Source organism: Pseudomonas sp. MF4836, assembly GCF_002018875.1.
GTDB lineage: Bacteria > Pseudomonadota > Gammaproteobacteria > Pseudomonadales > Pseudomonadaceae > Aquipseudomonas.
On the sequence record NZ_MVOL01000002.1, the window covers coordinates 1 to 17054 of the forward strand.

Below are 17054 nucleotides of genomic sequence, written 5' to 3' on the forward strand. Positions count from 1 at the left end.
CTTGAGTTCCCTGAAGGGCCGTCGAAGACTACGACGTTGATAGGTTGGGTGTGTAAGCGCTGTGAGGCGTTGAGCTAACCAATACTAATTGCCCGTGAGGCTTGACCATATAACACCCAAGCAATCTCGTAACTTCGTAAGAAGAACCTGATTGCGGTGTGTGAAGACGAAACGAACCGAAAGTTCGAGAGAAACACACAAATCTATTACATACCCAATTTGCTGAAGCGAGACCATCTGGTCACGACTCAGTACCCGAATTTCTTGACGACCATAGAGCATTGGAACCACCTGATCCCATCCCGAACTCAGCAGTGAAACGATGCATCGCCGATGGTAGTGTGGGGTTTCCCCATGTGAGAGTAGGTCATCGTCAAGATTAAATTCCAGAACCCCTGATTGCTAACGCAATCAGGGGTTTTGTTTATGTAGAAGTCCATGATTTTCACCGGCACGTTGCTAGCGCAACGGACTGGTACACAGAATTTCTTGACGACCATAGAGCATTGGAACCACCTGATCCCATCCCGAACTCAGCAGTGAAACGATGCATCGCCGATGGTAGTGTGGGGTTTCCCCATGTGAGAGTAGGTCATCGTCAAGATTGAATTCCGAAACCCCTGATTGCTAACGCAATCAGGGGTTTTGTTTTTGTGCGAGATAAAGCCTGAGGCGCGATTGAGCAGGTGGCCCATGGCGAGCAAGGCCTTGCCTCAGGATCACTAGTAGCGTCTATCGAAGCCGCTTGTAGCCGGCTTCGACACAGGCTCAACCCGTATTGGACAGCTTGCTAGCTCAACCCCTACGAGCCCTGGCGCTTCTGCGCGCAAGCAACTTGCGCCACCAGATGTAGACACCCGTCAGCGACAGCCCGGCAATCAATACGCCCAATACGGCAATCAGGATCTGCCCGGTCAACCCGATGATTCGCCCGCCGTGAATCGGCAGTTGCAGCCGATAAAAGCGCTCGCCGAGGGTGCCTTGGCCGGCGATTTCCTGGCCCAGCAAGCGCCCGTTTGTACCGTGGAAGAACAGCCAGGATTTACCATGAGCCTCGGTATCGTGCTGACCGAAACCGGCCCCGTAGAAGTTGTACTCGAAGCTGTAATACAGCTCACCGATCGCGGCTTTCAAACCCAGGCGCCGGCCTTCTTCCAGGGCGCGCTCATAGGCTTGTTGATAGCTGATTTGGGTCACCCCCAGCTCTGTCGCCGGCAGCCGCCCACGGGCCTCATACACGCTGGGCTCAACCGTGGAAAACAGTGACACCGCAGGCTTGAACACCTGACTGGGCAGGTTCATGGCCACGCTGCTGATGGCGATCGGCACCAGCAGCAGCCACAACCATAGGCCCCCGGCGCGATGCAGGTCATAGTTGAGCCGATAGGCATGCCCGCCCTTGATCTTCCAGGCCGTCGACCACTTGCGCCAGAACGGCCGTCCGCGCGGCAAGGTCAGCAGCAGGGCCACCAGGCAATCGATGACCCAGGCGCAGGCCACCAGCCCCATCAGCCATAACCCCCAATTGCCCGGCAGGGCGAGGGTGTAGTGAAACTCCAGGAGGAACGGGATTAAGTTTTCCCGTTGCAGACAACACGCGCCCCATTCCCGCTGCCCTTGCTGCTCGCCGCTCACCGGGTCGAGGTAGAACACCTGATTGCTTTCGGCAAAGGGTTTGCCGGTGGCAGGATCGGTCCGGGGCACGGCGGCGAGCAATGCGGTATGCCCGCTTTCACTCGGGTACTCCATGTACCAGACCTGCAGCCGAGGATGTTGTGCCTGCAACCGGTCGACCAAGGCACCCGGTGGCAGCGCCTGACCTTGGCTCGGGGTGGTGTAGAAGGTCGGGTTGAGCCATTCATCAAGTTCATGATGAAACGCCAGAATGCTCCCCGTGAGCCCGGCCAGCAGCAGGAACAGGGCAGTGGCCAGGCCAATGTAGCGATGCAGTAGAACCAGAAGTGCGCGCATGGAATTTTCCCGTAGAGACGACAAAGCCAGCGCCCGGTTTCAGGCGCTGGCTTTGGGGGAACCGACAATGATTAGAACTGGTAGCTCAGGGTCGCCGCGACGTTGCGTTCTTCACCCATGTAGCAATAGCCCAGGCTGGCACAGGAGGCGATGTAGCTCTCGTTGGTCAGGTTGTTGGCATTCAGGCGCACGTCCAGGCCCTTGAGCCCGACCTTGCCCAGGTCGTAACCGACCGATGCGTCGAACAAGGTGTAGGCCGGCACCTTCATGGTGTTTTCCGCATCAGCCCAGCTGTAACCCACATAACGCACACCGCCGCCCAGGCGCAGGCCATCGAGGGCCCCCTGGCGGAAGTTGTAGTCGGCCCACAGCGACGCCATCTGGCGCGGGGCCTGAGTGGGCGAGTTGCCTTTGTTGTCGAGGGTGCTGCCTCTCAAGGCGCTCGGCATCGTCTTGGAATATTCGATATCGGTCAGGGTGTAACTGCCGAGCACTTTCAGGTTGTCGCTCAGTTGCATATGGGCTTCGAGTTCCAGGCCTTGGGAGCGAACTTGGCCAACAGGGCGGAAGAAGTCCTCCTGAGGCTGTTTCGACGCGAGATTTTCCTGCTCGATGCGAAACACCGATGCCGTGAACAGGTTCTCGGTGCCTGGCGGCTGGTACTTGATACCCGCTTCCCACTGGGTGCCCTCGGTCGGCGCCAGAGGTTTGCCAGTCTGGTCGGTCACCGAGTTCGGATTGAAGGACTCGGAGTAGCTGATGTAGGGCGCGATGCCGTTTTCAAACAGGTACAGCACACCCGCACGACTGGTGAGTTTGCTCGGCGTGTCGGTGGACTTCGGCCCTTCGTTGATGCGGTCTTCACTGGAGGTCTTGACCCAGTCCTGGCGCACCCCGAGGGAGAAGCGCCATTGATCCAGCTCGATCAGGTCCTGCATGTACAACCCGGTTTGCTGCAGGCGGCGCAGGTAGCTGGTGGGCGGGTCGTATTGCACGCTGGTGTTGCCGTACTGCGGGTTGAAGGCGTTGAGGCTCGAAGCACTGCCGGTACGCCAGTCGACCACGGTTTTGCGTCGTTGGTAGTCCACGCCCAGGAGCATTGTGTGCTTGGCCGCGCCGGTAAGGAATTCGGCCTGGAGCATGTTATCGACGATGAACGAATGCAGTTTTTCATCGGCGCCGGAATAGTAGCGGTTCAGCTCGTTTCCGCTGGGGCCGCCCCAGGTGCCCAGGGAATAGATCTGATCGGATTTGACCGTCGAATCCAGGTAACGGAAGTTCTGCCGCGCGGTCAGGACATCGTTGAACCGGTGTTCGAACTGGTAACCGAACGACTGCTGATCACGGCTGTAACGATCGAGCCCCGGCTCGCCGTCGAAGAAGTGTTCGGAGATCCGCTGCCCGTTGTGCGGGTGCAAGGCACCATCCGCCGGGACCCCCCCGTGATAACCGCCATCGGGGTCATGTTGCAGATAGGCTTGCAGGGTCAGCGAGGTGTCTTCGCTGAAGTCGATGCTCAGGGTCGGGGCCAGGGCGTAGCGTTTTTCTTTGACGTGGTCGAACTGGGTGTCGGATTTGTCCGCAAGGCCTGTCAGGCGATAGGCAATGCGCTTGTCGTCATCCACCGGGCCACTGAAGTCGAAACCCACGCCGCGCTGGCCCTGGGTGCCTACCGTGGCTTGTACCTGATGGTAGGACTCGTACAGCGGTCGCTTGCTGGTCAGCGCCACCAGGCCACCCGGCGAGCTGCGGCCGTAGAGCACCGAGGACGGGCCCTTGAGAATGTCCACTCGCTCAAGGAAGTACGGATCGACCTGCATGGTGCTGTAGGTCCCGCTGTCACCCATGGACTTGAGGCCATCGAGGTAGATGTTATCCACCGAACCGTCGTTGAAGCCGCGCATGGCCACGTAGTCGAAACGGTGTGTGGCGCCGTAGGGGTTGGTCAGTACGCCGGGGGTATAGCGCATGGTCTGGGCCACGGTTTGTGAGCCCTGGTCGTCCATCTGCTCGCGGGTCACTACCGAGACACTCTGCGAGGTCTCAAGCAGGGCGGTGCTGGTCTTGGTCGCGACCTGGCTGTGGGTGGCGTTGTAGCCTTCCATGCTGCCCAGGGCATTGCCCAGGGCGAAGCCCTTGATGTCGGTGGTCGGCAACGACAAGGCGCCGGTTTCAGGTGGCTCGCGCAGGATGTAGCTGCTGCCATCCTGGCTGACGGCCTCGAGCCCCGAGCCATTGAGCAACTGCTGCAGGCCTTGGTCCGCCGAGTACTGGCCCTGCAACCCCTGCGACTGCCGACCCTGGGTTTGCGCCGGGGTGGTGGACAAGGTGATGCCGGCCTGACGGGCGAACTGATTGAGTACGTCGCTCAAAGCGCCTGGGGCGATGTTGTAGCTTTGGCTGCTGAGGGCAGCATCAGTCGCGTGGCCCACGACCGGCAGCGCGCCCAGGCCCAGGGCCGAGCACAAGAGTGCGGCGCGGATGGCGTGGCGCAGTGCCTTGGGGGGAGTTGCAGTTCGCAAGTGTCCGAGATGGCGGTCAGGGGTGGCGCGGGCAGTCATGATGGTTTCCGTTGAAGTCGGTGAAGGCAGATTGAAGTGCTTACTGACTAAGCCGGACTTGCGGATAAAACCCGCCAAAAAAAATGCACGGTCTGATCGATCAGACCGCTCGCTCCAGGTTCACCCACCAGCGGGTGCGATAGCGCAGGCGCACCGGCAGGGTTTGCGGCAGGATCGCCAGCAACTTGTCGGTGTCTTGCAGGCGAAAGACCCCGGACAGGCGCAAGTCGGCAATCTCGCTCGAACAGCCCAGGTAGCCATGGCGATAACGTGCGACTTCCTGCAGGAAATCCCCGAGGCGCATATTGCGCGTCACGATCAGCCCCTCGGCCCAGGCCCCCACATCCATATCCAGCGCCGGTGCCTGTTGCGCCTGGGAATGGCTGATGAGGTAGCTCTGCCCGGCCTGGACCATGGCCGGCAGGCCGCCGGCGGTGGTCGGCGTATGGATGGCGACGTGGCCGGCGGTCACGCTCAACCGGGTGCAGTTGCCCTCCAGGCGGACGACGAAGCGCGCATCGATCCCTTCGAATTGCCCATGACGGCTTTGCACCATCAGCGGGCGCGGATTGGCCACCTGCGAATCGGCGCCACAGGTGACCATGATCTCGCCGCGGGCAAGGCTGATCAGGCGCCGCTGCGGGCTGAAGTCGAGGTCGGCCGCACTGTCGGTGTTGAGCTCCAGGCGCGTGCCGTCAGGCAGCTGGAAACTGCGTCGCTCGCCGGTGGCCGTGGCGAAGTCGGCCGTCCACTGTTGCCAGCCCACCAGGTCCTTGCCGAGCCAGGCCGCCGTGCCCATCAGCATGGCGCCACTGAGCAGCTTCAACGCCTGGCGTCGACCCAGGCGCTGGCTGCTGTTTTCCAGGGTCTGCAGCGCCACCTGGGCGCCGGGTACGGCTTGCAGGTTGGCGCTGAGCTCCTGCTGCAGCGACTGCACCCGCTGCCAGGCCTGCTCGTGTTCGTGATGCGCCGCCCGCCACACCTCGCACTGCTGTTGCAGCTTGGTGTTGCCGGCATTGTTGCGCAGCCGCAGCAGCCAATTGATGGCCTGCCTGACCACCAGTTGATCGGGGTGTTTGTTCAAGCGCGGGGTGATCGAGGCAGTGTCCATGGTGCTCAAGGCTCGTAGCGCAGCAGGTAGCAGTGATAGAGCGCATCGGCGACATAGCGTTCGACCGTGCGCACAGAAATATCCATCTGTTGCGCGATCTGTTTGTGGGTCAGGCCTTCACACTGGGCCAGCAGAAATGCCTTGCGCACTTTGGGCTTCAGCCCTTCAAGCATGCGCGCGATGCTTTCCAGCAGCTCCAGCACCAGCGCCCGCGATTCAGCGCTCGGGGTCTGGGCTTCAGGCAGGTGGGCAATGGTTTCTAAGTAGGCGCGTTCGATTTCTTCGCGACGCCAGTGATCGATCACCAGGCCACGGGCGATGGTGCGCAAAAAGGCCCGGGGTGCCTTGAGCTCCAGGCGTTCGCCGCGCTGCAACAGGCGCACGAAGGTGTCCTGGGCCAGGTCCGCGGCATCGGCGGCGTTGCCCAGGCGGCTGCGCAACCAGCTGTTGAGCCAGCCGTGGTGATGGCGGTAAAGCGTCTGTACGGCGAACGGCGATGATGACATTGAGGTACGGCCTGCATGTCACAAATGATAATCGGTCGCATTGTCTTTCATGGTCTGGCGATTTGGCAATATCGGCTCGACCAACCGGCATCGAAAAATACCGAGCAAAGGCTCTAAAGCGCCGTTCGGCGGGTTTCTGCTGGAACTAACGTGCATTTTCGATAAATCGCTAAGGGTTCTCGGATTGATGCCGACAGACTGGTGAGAAATGCGTGCACCAAAGTAGAGCGATCACAGAACATTGCCTGCGCTGTTAAATGGAATGTTGCATTCCGGACGCATCCCCCCTTTCGGCATAAGAAGTCCCATGACATGAATCTAAAGTTCAGCCATAAAATCCTTTTGGCCGCCTCTGGCGTAGTGGTTCTGGCTTTTGCGTTGTTCACTTTGTACAACGACTATCTGCAGCGAAATACCATCCGGCAAAACCTCGAGTCCTCGATCGAGCAAGCGGGCGAGTTGACCTCCAGCAGCGTGCAGAACTGGATGAGCGGGCGGATCCTGGTCCTGGAGAACCTGGCGCAGAACGTCGCTCACCAAGGCAGCAACGCAGACTTTCCGGGGCTGGTCGACCAGCCTGCCTTCACCTCCAACTTCCAGTTCACCTACGTTGGCCAGGCCAATGGCGTCTTCACTCAGCGTCCCGACGCGAAGATGCCCGATGGCTACGACCCGCGTCAGCGCCCCTGGTACAAACAGGCGGTCGCGGCGGATAAAACCATGTTGACCCCGCCTTACATGGCGGCAGTGGGCGGCCTGGTGGTGACCATCGCCATGCCGGTCAAGAAGCAGGGTGAGTTGCTCGGTGTGGTTGGTGGCGACCTGAGCCTGGAAACCCTGGTCAAGATCATCAACTCGGTAGACTTCGGTGGCCTGGGCCACGCGTTCCTGGTCAGCGCCGACGGTCAGGTGATCGTCAGCCCGGACAAAGACCAGGTGATGAAGAACCTCAAGGACATCTACCCGGGCTCCAACGTACGCATCGAAAAAGGCAACCAGGAAGTGGTGCTGAACAAGCAGGATCGGATCCTCTCGTTCACCCCGGTGACCGGGCTGCCTAATGCCGATTGGTACATCGGTCTGTCCCTCGACAAAGACAAAGCCTACGCACCCCTGAGCCAGTTCCGTACTTCGGCCTTGATCGCGATGTTTGTCGCGGTGGGCGCAATTGCCATTTTCCTGAGCCTGCTGATCCAGGTCCTGATGCGTCCGCTGACCACCATGGGCCGCGCCATGCAGGATATCGCCCAGGGCGAGGGCGACCTGACCCGGCGCCTGGTGTCGGTGACCAAGGATGAGTTCGGCGAATTGGCCGGGGCGTTCAACCAGTTCGTGGAGCGGATTCACGCGTCGATTTCCGAAGTGTCCTCGGCCACCCGCCAGGTGCATGACTTGTCCCAGCGCGTGATGGCGTCGTCCAACGCCTCGATCATCGGCTCCGACGAGCAGAGCGCCCGCACCAACAGCGTGGCGGCGGCGATCAACGAGTTGGGCGCGGCGACCCAGGAAATTGCGCGCAACGCGGCCGATGCCTCGCAACACGCCAGCGGTGCCAGCGAGCAGGCTGATGACGGGCGTCAGGTGGTGGAGAAAACCATCCTGGCCATGACCGAGCTGTCGCAGAAGATCAGCCTGTCCTGCACCCAGATCGAGACCCTGAATGCCAGCACCGACAACATCGGGCACATTCTGGATGTGATCAAGGGCATCTCCCAGCAGACCAACCTGTTGGCGCTCAACGCTGCCATCGAAGCGGCCCGTGCCGGTGAAGCCGGTCGCGGTTTTGCGGTGGTTGCCGATGAAGTGCGCAACCTGGCGCACCGGACCCAGGAATCGGCCGAGGAGATCCACAAGATGATCACCTCGCTGCAAGTGGGTTCGCGCGAGGCGGTCTCGACCATGAACGCCAGCCAGGTTTCCAGCGAAGAAAGCGTTGAAGTGGCGAACCAGGCGGGTGCCCGTCTGGTCAGCGTGACTCAGCGTATCGGTGAAATCGACGGCATGAACCAGTCGGTGGCCGCTGCGACCGAAGAGCAGACCGCCGTGGTTGAAACCCTCAACGTCGACATCAACCAGATCAACCTGCTGAACCAGCAGGGCGTGGCCAACCTCAACGAAACCCTGAAGGATTGCGATGCCCTGTCGCAGCAGGCCAGCCGTTTGAAACAGTTGGTGGACAGCTTCAAGATCTGATCGCGGCACCCCGGTGCCACGCCAAGGCCCGCTTTTGCAGTGATGCAGAGCGGGCTTTTTTCTGCCTGCAAACTAGTGCATCAGCGCCGAGCGCCGCAGAGGTTGTGCCGATTGCGGGCTCAGCAGCCCAAGGTGGGTGTTGATCACTTGCAGCAGGCGCTGGCGTTGCGACTTGATGAAGAAGTGATTGCCGGCCACTTCGATCAACTCGAATTCGCGGCGCGTGAATTCGCGCCAGTTCACCATGCGACTGGCCGGGGTCAGCAGGTCTTCGCTGCCGTACAGGGCCGTGAGGGGCACTTCGAGGCTGCCGCTGGAGGTGTCGAACCAGGTTTCGAAGAGTTTCAGGTCATTGCGCAGCAGGGCCTCATACAGCTGCTGGTCGGCTGCGTCGCGGGGTATTTCGATAGGGGTGGCGCCCAGGGTCAGCATCGCTTCGCGAAACGCCGGAGTCGGCAGCGAATGCAGCAATGGCCGGCCGGCGGGGCTGTCGGGGCTGCGGCAACCGGAGACGAACAGATGCTGGGTCTGGCCCGGGAAATGGGCCTGGGCATACTTGGCCGTTTCGTAGGCCAGCAGCCCGCCGAGGCCATGACCGAACAGTGCGTGAGGCTCGCTGAGCAGCGGTTGCAGCGCCGCCAGTACCTCCTCGAGCAGCGCCGGCCAGCTGGCGCAAGGTGCTTCGTCGCGGCGCACGCCGTGCCCGGCCAGGCGCACCACCACCAGTTCGATATGGTCGTCGAGTCCGGTGGACCAATTGCGCAGTTGTTCCGGTGCGGCGCCGGCCTGGGGAAAACAGATCAGGCGGATGCCGCTGGGTTGCCCGGAGTTGATCACCATCGTCCATTTCTTATTGTTGATATTCACAGCTCTTCCTTAAGCCTGAGTGACGGTTTTCCGTGAGTGCACCTGAGAAGTGCCGGGGTTCGCCCTGTCGATCCTGAAGGGCGCGCCGGGTGCGCGGTGTCGGGTGGGCTCATGCCTCCCGTTGTTGCAGGTAATTCCTGATCGTGGTGGCGCCGCTTTCCAGGTGCCGTTCGAGGATGCCCAGTGCGCGCTCGATGTCTTTATCGCTCGCGGCATCGACCAATGCCCGGTGGTCATCCTGGGTGAGGGTGCCAAGGCCCATGGAGGATAGGTGAAAGCGCAGGAAGCGCTCTTCTTCATTGAGTTCGAGTTCGATCAGGTTCAGCAGCTTGCGGTTGGGTGCCTTGTGATAGAGCGCCATGTGGAACAAGCGGTTGAGCCGGCCGAGTTCGGCGTGATCGGTCTGGGTTTCCAGGGCCTCGATGTAGCTGCGGGCCAGGGCAATGTCCTGGGGCTCCAGCAACGGGATCGACAGGCGCAGGGCTTCTTTTTCCAGCAGCAGGCGCAGGGCGTAGGTGTCGACGGCGTCATAGTCGATCAGCGCGGCCACCACCGCACCCTTGTGCGGCACCACCTTGAGCAGCGATTGCGCTTCAAGCTGGCGCAAGGCCTCGCGCACCGGCATGCGGCTGACCCCGAACAGGTCCGCCAGATCCTGCTGGCGCAACGCTGCACCGCTGGGCAGGCGTCCATCGAGGATCGCCGCGCGCAGGGTTTCTTCGATCACTGAGCGCGCCAGATGGGCAGGTATGGGCCCGCTGACTTCGATCTTGCTCAGGATGCCGGGTTTTTTCGTCACGTTTGGGTGTCTCTACTTCTATAAATTGGATCCAATGCACACTAGATAGTGCTGCAAGGCTTGTCAAAGCATCGGCGCCGCAAGGAGCGAGCGGCGCGCGGCGCGGGATTCTCCTTTGAAGCGGCGGTGATGCTCAAGCACCGGGGTGAAAACAGTCCGTGGATAGGCTCAAGTTTAGCGTTTGCTGCACACCATGCCGCGGGCAACGCTGCTGGCCTTGATCTTGCGCATTGTCGCTGCGGGCAAGGCTGCTAGGATTGCGCGGCAATCATTTCACCTCAGCCATGAGTGCTCAGCATGCAACTTCCGGATATGAACCTGCTGGTGGCCCTCGATGCCTTGCTCGACGAAGGCAGCGTGGTCGGTGCCGCACGCCGCATGAACCTCAGCCCGGCAGCGATGAGCCGGACCCTGACCCGGATCCGCGAGGCCCTCGGCGACCCGATCCTGGTCCGCGCCGGCCGCGGCCTGGTGCCCACGCCCAAGGCCCTGGAGTTGCGCGCTCAGGTGCGGGACCTGGTGGAGCAGGCCTCGCTGGTGTTTCGCTCCGGGGACCAGGTGGACCTCGGTACCTTGCAGCGGCGCTTCAATGTGCGCGCCAATGATTTTTTTGTCGGGGTGTATGGCGGTCGGTTGATCGACACCCTGGAGCGCCAGGCGCCCCTGTGCGAGCTGCGCTTTGTGCCGGAAGGCGATGGCGACGACGAAGCCCTGCGCGAGGGGCGGATCGATCTGCGCATCAGCAACACGCGGCCGCTGACCCCGGAAGTCAAGGTGCAGAACCTGTTCTCCACGACCTTTGTCGGGCTGGTGCGCGAGGGGCATCCCTTGTTCGACGAAGAGATCACCGCCGAGCGCTTCGCCGCCTTTCCCCATATCAGCATGTCCCGTCGCGGTTTTGCCCGGGGGCCGATCGACACGGCCCTCAGCGCCCTGGGCCTGGAACGCCGGGTGCCGCTGATTGCGCCGAGCTTTCATGCGGCGATGTTTGTCCTGCCCGATTCGGACCTGATCCTGCCGGTGCCCAAGGAAACCCTGCTCAGTGTGAAACGCCTGGGGTTGCGCCTGCGCTCGTTTGCGCTGCCGATTCCGTTGCCGACCCTGGTCCTGACCCAGGCCTGGCACCCGCGCTATGACAAGGACCCGGCCCATAAATGGTTCCGCGAAACCCTGAAGGCGTCCTGCAGCGACACCTGGCTGGCGGCGCAGCCGAGCTGACAGGGGCACGTCTGATGCCTGGATAGTTGCGTCTGGTGCACTTATAAGCTGTCGATAAGTCAGTTTTCGTCAGTAGTCGGGCTGCCTAAACTGCTCCGGTATTTCCTGTCCGGAGTTGTACCTTTCATGAGTTCCCTCGCTGTTGCCGCGCCTGCGGGCGTGCCAGCCACCAGCAAGCCGGCAGTTGTTGCTCCGCCCGTGTTCGGCCCGCGGATCATTATCGGCCTGGTGGGTGTGTTGCTGGCGGTGCTGGTCTCGGGCCTCAACGAGATGGTGACCAAGATCGCCCTGGCCGATATCCGTGGCGCGCTGTACATCGGCTACGACGAAGGCACCTGGCTGGTGGCCAGTTACACCGCGACTTCGGTGGCGGCCATGGCCTTCGCGCCCTGGTGTTCGGTGACGTTTTCCCTGCGGCGCTTCACCCTCGGCGCCATCGCGCTGTTCACGGTGCTGGGCGTGCTCTGCCCGTTCGCCCCCAACTACCCCAGCCTGTTGCTGCTGCGCACCGTGCAGGGTCTGGCCGGCGGCGCGCTGCCGCCGATGCTGATGACCGTTGCCCTGCGGTTCCTGCCGCCCAACGTCAAGCTGTACGGCCTGGCCGGCTATGCCCTGACCGCCACCTTCGGCCCGAGCCTGGGCACGCCGCTGGCAGCGCTGTGGACCGAGTATGTCGGCTGGCAGTGGGCGTTCTGGCAAGTGGTGCTGCCGTGTGTGGTGGCCATGGCGGCGGTGGCCTACGGACTGCCCCAGGACCCGCTGCGCCTGGAGCGCTGCAAGCAGTTCAACTGGCGTGGCCTGCTACTGGGGTTCCCGGCGATCTGCATGCTGGTGATCGGCATCCTGCAAGGCAACCGTCTGGACTGGTTCGCCTCGCCGCTGATCACTCTGTTGCTGGGGGGTGGCCTGCTGTTGCTGGTGCTGTTTCTGATCAACGAATGGTCGCAGCCAATCCCGTTCTTCAAGTTGCAGATGCTGGGCATCCGCAACCTGTCGTTTGCCCTGCTGACCCTGGCTGGGGTGCTGGTGGTGCTGACGGCGGTGATCATCATCCCCTCCAGCTACCTGGCCCAGGTCCAGGGTTACCGCCCGCTGCAAACCGCGCCGGTGATGCTGGTCATGGCCTTGCCGCAGTTGCTTGCCCTGCCGCTGGTGGCGGCCCTGTGCAACCTGCGCCGGGTCGATTGCCGCTGGGTGCTGGGGATTGGCCTGGGGATGCTGGTCCTGTCGTGCCTGGGCGGGACGCAGCTGACCTCGGTGTGGAACCGCGACAATTTCTACCTGCTGCAACTGCTGCAGATTTTCGGCCAGCCGATGGCGGTGCTGCCGTTGCTGATGCTGGCCACCGGCAGTATCCAGCCTGTCGAGGGGCCTTTTGCCTCGGCCTGGTTCAACACCGTGAAGGGCTTGTCGGCGGTGATCGCCACCGGCGTGCTGGACGTCCTGACCACCCACCGCCTGCATTTTCACTCGACCATGCTGGTGGACAGCCTGGGCAATTCACCCCTGGTCGACAGCGGCGTCGCCGGTCTGGCCCAGCGCCTGCACCAGCAGGCCGTGGTGCTGACCTCGATCGATCTTTATTACTGCATGGCAGGGCTGGCCGCGGCGCTGATCCTGCTGATTTTCTGGCTGCCGACGCGGGTCTACCCGCCGCGCGCGCCCACTTGAACGCTCAACGAGACAGAAGGTTTTTATGACGATTCATATCAAGCACAAAGTTGCCGTCAGCGTGACCGCGGTCGCGGTGCTCGGCGCATTGATCTACCTGGTCACCGGCAAGGCGACCGAGCAGACCACCAACGACGCCTACATCGCCGCCGACTACACCCTGGTGGCGCCCAGGGTCGCGGGGTTTATCAAAGAGGTGCTGGTGGAGGACAACCAGCAGGTCAAGGCCGGGCAGTTGCTGGCGCTGATCGATGACCGTGACCTGCGGGCCGCCGCCCAGGCCGCCGATGCCGACACCCTGATGGCCAAGGCGCAATTGCAAAACGCCCGGGCGACCCTGGAGCGCCAGAGTTCAGTGATCGCCCAGGCCCAGGCCACGCTGGTGGCGGCACGGGCGGAAATGGCCTTCGCCGAGCATGAACTGGCGCGCTACAACCACCTGGCCGGGGTCGGTGCCGGCACGGTGCAGAATGCCCAGCAAGCCAGGACCCGCATCGATCAGGCCAGTGCCCGGCAGGCCAATGCCGCGGCGGTGCTGGCGGCCGAGCGCAAGCAGGTGGAGATCCTCACGGCCCAGTGCGATGCGGCCGAAGGCGGCTTGAAACGGGCCCAGGCGGCGCTGGAAATGGCCAGCTACGAGCTGTCGTACACGCGCATCGTCGCCCCGGTGGACGGCATGGTCGGTGAGCGCGCGGTGCGGGTCGGGGCCTATGTCACCCCGGGCAGCAAGATCCTCGCCGTTGTGCCCCTGGAACGGGCCTATGTGCTGGGCAACTTCCAGGAGACTCAACTGACTGACGTCAAGCCCGGGCAAGAGGTGCAGGTACGCGTCGACAGCCTCGGCGGCGAAGCCCTGTATGGCCGGGTCGAGAGCATTGCCCCGGCGACCGGCGTGACCTTTGCCTCGGTCAAGCCGGACAACGCCACCGGCAACTTCACCAAGGTGGTGCAGCGCATCCCGGTCAAAATCGTCCTCGACCCGGGCCAGGCCCTGGCCGAGCGCCTGCGGGTGGGGATGTCGGTGGAAGCCAGCATCGACACCCTGGGCAATGGCACCCGGGTGCGCGAGGTGACGCAGCGATGATGGGCCATTCCCCAAACCGCGATTCAGGCCAGGGCCATCGCATCAAGGCCGGCGTTCGCTCGGTGTGGGCGCTGAGCCTGCTGTCGTTGGCCGCGTGCAGTGTCGGCCCGGACTTCCAGCCGCCCCAGGCGCAGCAGGTCAGTGCCTGGTCCGTGCCGGACAAAGCCGCCGCCAGCCAGGCGGTCAGCCGCGACATGGATGAGCGCTGGTGGGACGTGTTCCACGACCCGCAGCTCTCGGCCCTGAGCCATCGCGTGCTGAGCGACAACCTCGACCTGCAACTGGCCACCAGCCGCCTGGCGCAGAGCCGCGCAGCGCGCCAGGTGATCGGCGCCGATCACTATCCAACCACCACCGCGACCGGCAGCTACGGGCGCAAGCGCAACAGCGCCGAAGGCTTGAACGATCCGTCGGGGAACAGCGGCAAGTCCGCATTCAACCTGTGGGACGCCGGCTTCTCGGCGTCCTGGGAGCTGGACCTGTGGGGTCGCGTACGGCGCGAAACCGAAGCCGCCGACGCCACCCTGGAGGTCGCGGAAAACGATCGGCGCGGGGTATTGCTGTCGGTGCTGTCCGAGACCGCCCAGGACTACATCCAGCTGCGCGGGGTGCAGAGCACCCGGGCCGTGACCGAGCAGAACCTGGAGGTGGCGCGGCACAGCCTGCAACTCTCGCGACTGCGCCTGGCCGATGGCGTGGCCACCGACCTGGACGTTGCCGAAGCCGCGGCCCAGGTGGCAACCATCGAAGCCCGGCTGCCGGCCCTGGAGCAACAGCAGGCGCAGTTGATCAACGCCCTGAGCCTGCTGCTCGGTGAGCCGCCCCAGGCCCTGCACGCCGAACTGGCGGCCGACGCCCCGGTGCCGCAAACCCCGCGTCAGGTGGCGATCGGCTTGCCGTCGCAACTGGCGCAACGGCGCCCGGATATCCGCCAGGCCCAGGCCCGGCTGCATGCCGCCACCGCCAGCATTGGCGTGGCCGAGGGCGATTTTTACCCGCGCATCACGCTGTCGGGCAACCTCGGCTCGCAAGCCATGCAGCTTTCGGATTTCGGCTCCTGGGGTTCACGCCAGTTCGGCATCGGTCCGCAGTTCAGCCTGCCGCTGTTCGACGGCGGGCGCCTGCGCGGCATGCTCCATCTGCGTGAGGCGCAACAGCAGGAAGCTGCCCTGGCCTACCAGCAGACCGTGCTCCGTGCCTGGCATGAAATCGATGATCAACTGACCCGCTACAACGCCAGCCAGCTGCGCCGCGACAGCCTGGCCGAGGCCGTGCACCAGAACCAGATCGCCCTGCGCACCGCGCAGCAGCAATACGTTGAAGGGGTGGTGGATTTCGTCAACGTGCTGACTGTGCAAGGCGCGTTGTTGACCACGCAAGAACAGTGGGTCGAAAGCTCGGCCGGCGTGTCGCTGGCCATGGTTGGCCTGTACAAGGCCCTGGGCGGCGGCTGGGAATCGGTGTATCCGCTGACGGACGCGCAAGCCTCCCGCTGAAGACGGGCTTTGCCTGGAGATATAAAAAAGTGTAATGATAATTGCTCTCAATCACGTGTGCGGTTCCTTTCATGGAAGCAACGACTGACGGCAAAGAGCAGGTTCATCGCCTTTACCGCGATCATCACGGCTGGCTGCAAGGCTGGCTGCGCAAGCGCCTGGGGGATCGTGAGCACGCGGCGGACGTGGCGCAGGACACCTTTCTGCGGCTGCTGGTCTCGGGGCGGTTTCCCGGGCCACTGGAAAGCCGCAGTTACCTGGCGCAGATTGCCCGCAACCTGGTGATCGACCAGTGGCGCCGCTTGCGCATCGAGCGCGCTTACCTGGAAAGCATCGCCCACCTGCCCGAGCCGGAGTCGCCGTCGCTGGAGACCCGCGCGCTGATTCTCGAAACCCTGATGCAGATCGACGCCATGCTCGATCGCATGCCGGAAAAAGTCCGCCAGGCCTTTGTCCTCTCGCAGTTCGAAGGCCTGAGCTACGCCTGCATCGCCGAGCGCCTGGAGGTGTCGGTCAGTTCGGTGCAGAAGTACATGATCCGCGCCATCCAGGCCTGCTATCAGGTCATCTACGAAGAATGAAACGCCACGACGCGCCGATTGCCCCGTCCATCGTCGAGCAGGCCAGCGAATGGCTGATGCTGCATTGGGGCGGGGAGATGGATCCGGCCCAGCGCCAGGCTTTCGCCCGCTGGCAAACTGCCGATCCCGAGCACCAGCGTGCCTGGCAGCGCCTGCAGCAGTTGCAGCAGACCCTGGGCGCAGTGCCCGCCGAAAGCGCCCGCGCGGTGCTGCGCGATGTGCCGGATGCGCAACGACGTTCGGCGCTCAAGCTGCTGGGCCTGTTGCTGGTGGCCGGTGGCAGTGGCTACCTGGTGCAGGGCAGCCAGCCCTGGCGCAGCGCTTTCGCCGAGCAGCGCACCGCCACCGGCGAGATTCGCCACCTGACCCTCAGCGACGGCACGCGCCTGGACCTCAACAGCAACAGCGCCGTCGACTTGCGCTACAGCGCGCAGGAGCGGCGCATCCGCCTGATCAGCGGCGAGATCCAGCTGAGCAGCGGCCACGATGCCTCGCGGCCATTGATTGTCGAAACCGATGCCGGCGACATCCAGGCCCTGGGTACGCGCTTTACCGTGCGCGATGTCGACAACGGGACCCGGGTCGGGCTGTTCGAAGGCGCGCTGCGCATCAGCCCGCGCAACGCCCAGCCCGTGCACCTGGAGGCCGGCAACAGCCTGTGGTTCAGCGCCCGGCAGGTCGCGGCCAATCAGCCGTTGGACCTGAATGCCAGCAGCTGGAGCCAGGGCCGGCTGATTGCCGAGCGCCAGCCGTTGGGGCAGTTCATCGCCGAACTGTCGCGCTATCGCCCGGGCGTATTGCGCTGTGACGAGGAGGTGGCGCACCTGTTGCTGACCGGGGTATTTCCGCTCAATGACAGCGACGCGATCCTTGCCGCCCTGGAGCGCTCGCTGCCGGTGCGGGCCCAGGCCGTGACCCGTTACTGGGTCACGCTCAAGGCCCGGGTGTGACCCCCGCAAAAAAATAACTGCAGGCCCCTTGTCGATTTTGTCGTCT

Annotated in this window: 13 protein-coding genes, 3 rRNA genes and 1 pseudogene; 11 read left to right on the plus strand and 6 right to left on the minus strand. The window is 63.2% G+C overall.

Going from position 1 to position 17054, the window contains the following annotated elements; all coding sequences use genetic code 11:
• From MF4836_RS03370 to rrf (MF4836_RS03380), 3 genes are all read left to right on the plus strand, one after another.
• A 23S ribosomal RNA gene (locus tag MF4836_RS03370) occupies nucleotides 1–109 on the plus strand; the annotation flags it as partial.
• A gap of 154 nt (nucleotides 110–263) precedes the next feature.
• Nucleotides 264–379, plus strand: a 5S ribosomal RNA gene (gene rrf / locus MF4836_RS03375).
• Between the two features lie 109 nt (nucleotides 380–488).
• Nucleotides 489–604, plus strand: a 5S ribosomal RNA gene (rrf, locus tag MF4836_RS03380).
• A gap of 191 nt (nucleotides 605–795) precedes the next feature.
• On the opposite strand, the gene MF4836_RS03385 is transcribed toward rrf (MF4836_RS03380), so the two are convergent.
• The 4 genes from MF4836_RS03385 to MF4836_RS03400 all read right to left on the minus strand — a co-directional run bounded on the left by MF4836_RS03385 (nucleotide 796) and on the right by MF4836_RS03400 (nucleotide 6149).
• Nucleotides 796–1971 (minus strand): PepSY-associated TM helix domain-containing protein, encoded by a 1176-nt coding sequence (locus MF4836_RS03385; RefSeq protein WP_078469155.1) that lies wholly within the window; start codon nucleotides 1969–1971, stop codon nucleotides 796–798.
• 71 nt (nucleotides 1972–2042) lie between these two features.
• Nucleotides 2043–4532, minus strand: a complete 2490-nt coding sequence (locus MF4836_RS03390) for a TonB-dependent siderophore receptor (protein WP_078469156.1) — start codon at nucleotides 4530–4532, stop codon at nucleotides 2043–2045.
• Between the two features lie 100 nt (nucleotides 4533–4632).
• Nucleotides 4633–5643, minus strand: coding sequence for a FecR domain-containing protein (locus MF4836_RS03395; RefSeq protein WP_078469157.1), 1011 nt, complete (start codon nucleotides 5641–5643; stop codon nucleotides 4633–4635).
• Nucleotides 5644–5648: 5 nt separating this feature from the next.
• Nucleotides 5649–6149, minus strand: a complete 501-nt coding sequence (locus MF4836_RS03400; RefSeq protein ID WP_078469158.1) for a sigma-70 family RNA polymerase sigma factor — start codon at nucleotides 6147–6149, stop codon at nucleotides 5649–5651.
• Nucleotides 6150–6461: 312 nt separating this feature from the next.
• Between MF4836_RS03400 and MF4836_RS36050 the strand changes: the two are divergent.
• Nucleotides 6462–7487: pseudogene (locus tag MF4836_RS36050) on the plus strand (HAMP domain-containing protein); the annotation flags it as partial.
• Between the two features lie 69 nt (nucleotides 7488–7556).
• Entirely contained in the window at nucleotides 7557–8342 is a 786-nt protein-coding gene (locus tag MF4836_RS36055; protein ID WP_371106565.1) for a methyl-accepting chemotaxis protein, read from the plus strand.
• Nucleotides 8343–8414: 72 nt separating this feature from the next.
• On the opposite strand, the gene MF4836_RS03410 is transcribed toward MF4836_RS36055, so the two are convergent.
• Both MF4836_RS03410 and MF4836_RS03415 read right to left on the minus strand, forming a co-directional pair.
• The gene (locus MF4836_RS03410; protein WP_078469160.1) at nucleotides 8415–9209 is read right to left on the minus strand and encodes a thioesterase II family protein; all 795 of its coding nucleotides are present in this window, start codon (nucleotides 9207–9209) and stop codon (nucleotides 8415–8417) included.
• A gap of 109 nt (nucleotides 9210–9318) precedes the next feature.
• On the minus strand, nucleotides 9319–10008 hold the full coding sequence (locus MF4836_RS03415) for a GntR family transcriptional regulator (RefSeq protein ID WP_078469161.1): 690 nt from the start codon (nucleotides 10006–10008) through the stop codon (nucleotides 9319–9321).
• A 297-nt stretch (nucleotides 10009–10305) separates the two neighbouring features.
• Here MF4836_RS03415 and MF4836_RS03420 point away from each other — a divergent pair, with 297 nt between their 5' ends.
• The 6 genes from MF4836_RS03420 to MF4836_RS03445 all read left to right on the plus strand — a co-directional run bounded on the left by MF4836_RS03420 (nucleotide 10306) and on the right by MF4836_RS03445 (nucleotide 17008).
• Nucleotides 10306–11226 (plus strand): LysR family transcriptional regulator, encoded by a 921-nt coding sequence (locus tag MF4836_RS03420; RefSeq protein WP_078469162.1) that lies wholly within the window; start codon nucleotides 10306–10308, stop codon nucleotides 11224–11226.
• 126 nt (nucleotides 11227–11352) lie between these two features.
• Nucleotides 11353–12897 carry an MFS transporter gene (locus tag MF4836_RS03425; RefSeq protein ID WP_078469163.1) on the plus strand — a complete coding sequence of 515 codons (1545 nt, stop codon included), beginning with the start codon at nucleotides 11353–11355 and terminating at the stop codon, nucleotides 12895–12897.
• A gap of 25 nt (nucleotides 12898–12922) precedes the next feature.
• On the plus strand, nucleotides 12923–13981 hold the full coding sequence (locus MF4836_RS03430) for an HlyD family secretion protein (protein ID WP_078469164.1): 1059 nt from the start codon (nucleotides 12923–12925) through the stop codon (nucleotides 13979–13981).
• Nucleotides 13978–15477: an efflux transporter outer membrane subunit gene (locus tag MF4836_RS03435; protein WP_078469165.1), complete on the plus strand. Its 1500-nt coding sequence runs from the start codon at nucleotides 13978–13980 to the stop codon at nucleotides 15475–15477. Before MF4836_RS03430 ends, MF4836_RS03435 begins: the two co-directional genes overlap by 4 nt.
• A 71-nt stretch (nucleotides 15478–15548) precedes the next feature.
• Nucleotides 15549–16058 carry a sigma-70 family RNA polymerase sigma factor gene (locus MF4836_RS03440; RefSeq protein ID WP_020300726.1) on the plus strand — a complete coding sequence of 170 codons (510 nt, stop codon included), beginning with the start codon at nucleotides 15549–15551 and terminating at the stop codon, nucleotides 16056–16058.
• The gene (locus tag MF4836_RS03445; RefSeq protein WP_078469166.1) at nucleotides 16055–17008 is read left to right on the plus strand and encodes a FecR domain-containing protein; all 954 of its coding nucleotides are present in this window, start codon (nucleotides 16055–16057) and stop codon (nucleotides 17006–17008) included. Before MF4836_RS03440 ends, MF4836_RS03445 begins: the two co-directional genes overlap by 4 nt.
• Nucleotides 17009–17054 lie beyond the last annotated feature (46 nt).

What these genes read in the sequence shown, in the direction of transcription:
- MF4836_RS03385 (WP_078469155.1), bottom strand. Translation starts at nt 1,971, where the DNA reads ATGCGCGCACTTCTGGTTCTACTGCATCGCTACATTGGCCTGGCCACT.
- MF4836_RS03390 (WP_078469156.1), bottom strand. Translation starts at nt 4,532, where the DNA reads ATGACTGCCCGCGCCACCCCTGACCGCCATCTCGGACACTTGCGAACT.
- MF4836_RS03395 (WP_078469157.1), bottom strand. Translation starts at nt 5,643, where the DNA reads ATGGACACTGCCTCGATCACCCCGCGCTTGAACAAACACCCCGATCAA.
- MF4836_RS03400 (WP_078469158.1), bottom strand. Translation starts at nt 6,149, where the DNA reads ATGTCATCATCGCCGTTCGCCGTACAGACGCTTTACCGCCATCACCAC.
- MF4836_RS36055 (WP_371106565.1), top strand. Translation starts at nt 7,557, where the DNA reads ATGGCGTCGTCCAACGCCTCGATCATCGGCTCCGACGAGCAGAGCGCC.
- MF4836_RS03420 (WP_078469162.1), top strand. Translation starts at nt 10,306, where the DNA reads ATGCAACTTCCGGATATGAACCTGCTGGTGGCCCTCGATGCCTTGCTC.
- MF4836_RS03425 (WP_078469163.1), top strand. Translation starts at nt 11,353, where the DNA reads ATGAGTTCCCTCGCTGTTGCCGCGCCTGCGGGCGTGCCAGCCACCAGC.
- MF4836_RS03430 (WP_078469164.1), top strand. Translation starts at nt 12,923, where the DNA reads ATGACGATTCATATCAAGCACAAAGTTGCCGTCAGCGTGACCGCGGTC.
- MF4836_RS03435 (WP_078469165.1), top strand. Translation starts at nt 13,978, where the DNA reads ATGATGGGCCATTCCCCAAACCGCGATTCAGGCCAGGGCCATCGCATC.
- MF4836_RS03440 (WP_020300726.1), top strand. Translation starts at nt 15,549, where the DNA reads ATGGAAGCAACGACTGACGGCAAAGAGCAGGTTCATCGCCTTTACCGC.
- MF4836_RS03445 (WP_078469166.1), top strand. Translation starts at nt 16,055, where the DNA reads ATGAAACGCCACGACGCGCCGATTGCCCCGTCCATCGTCGAGCAGGCC.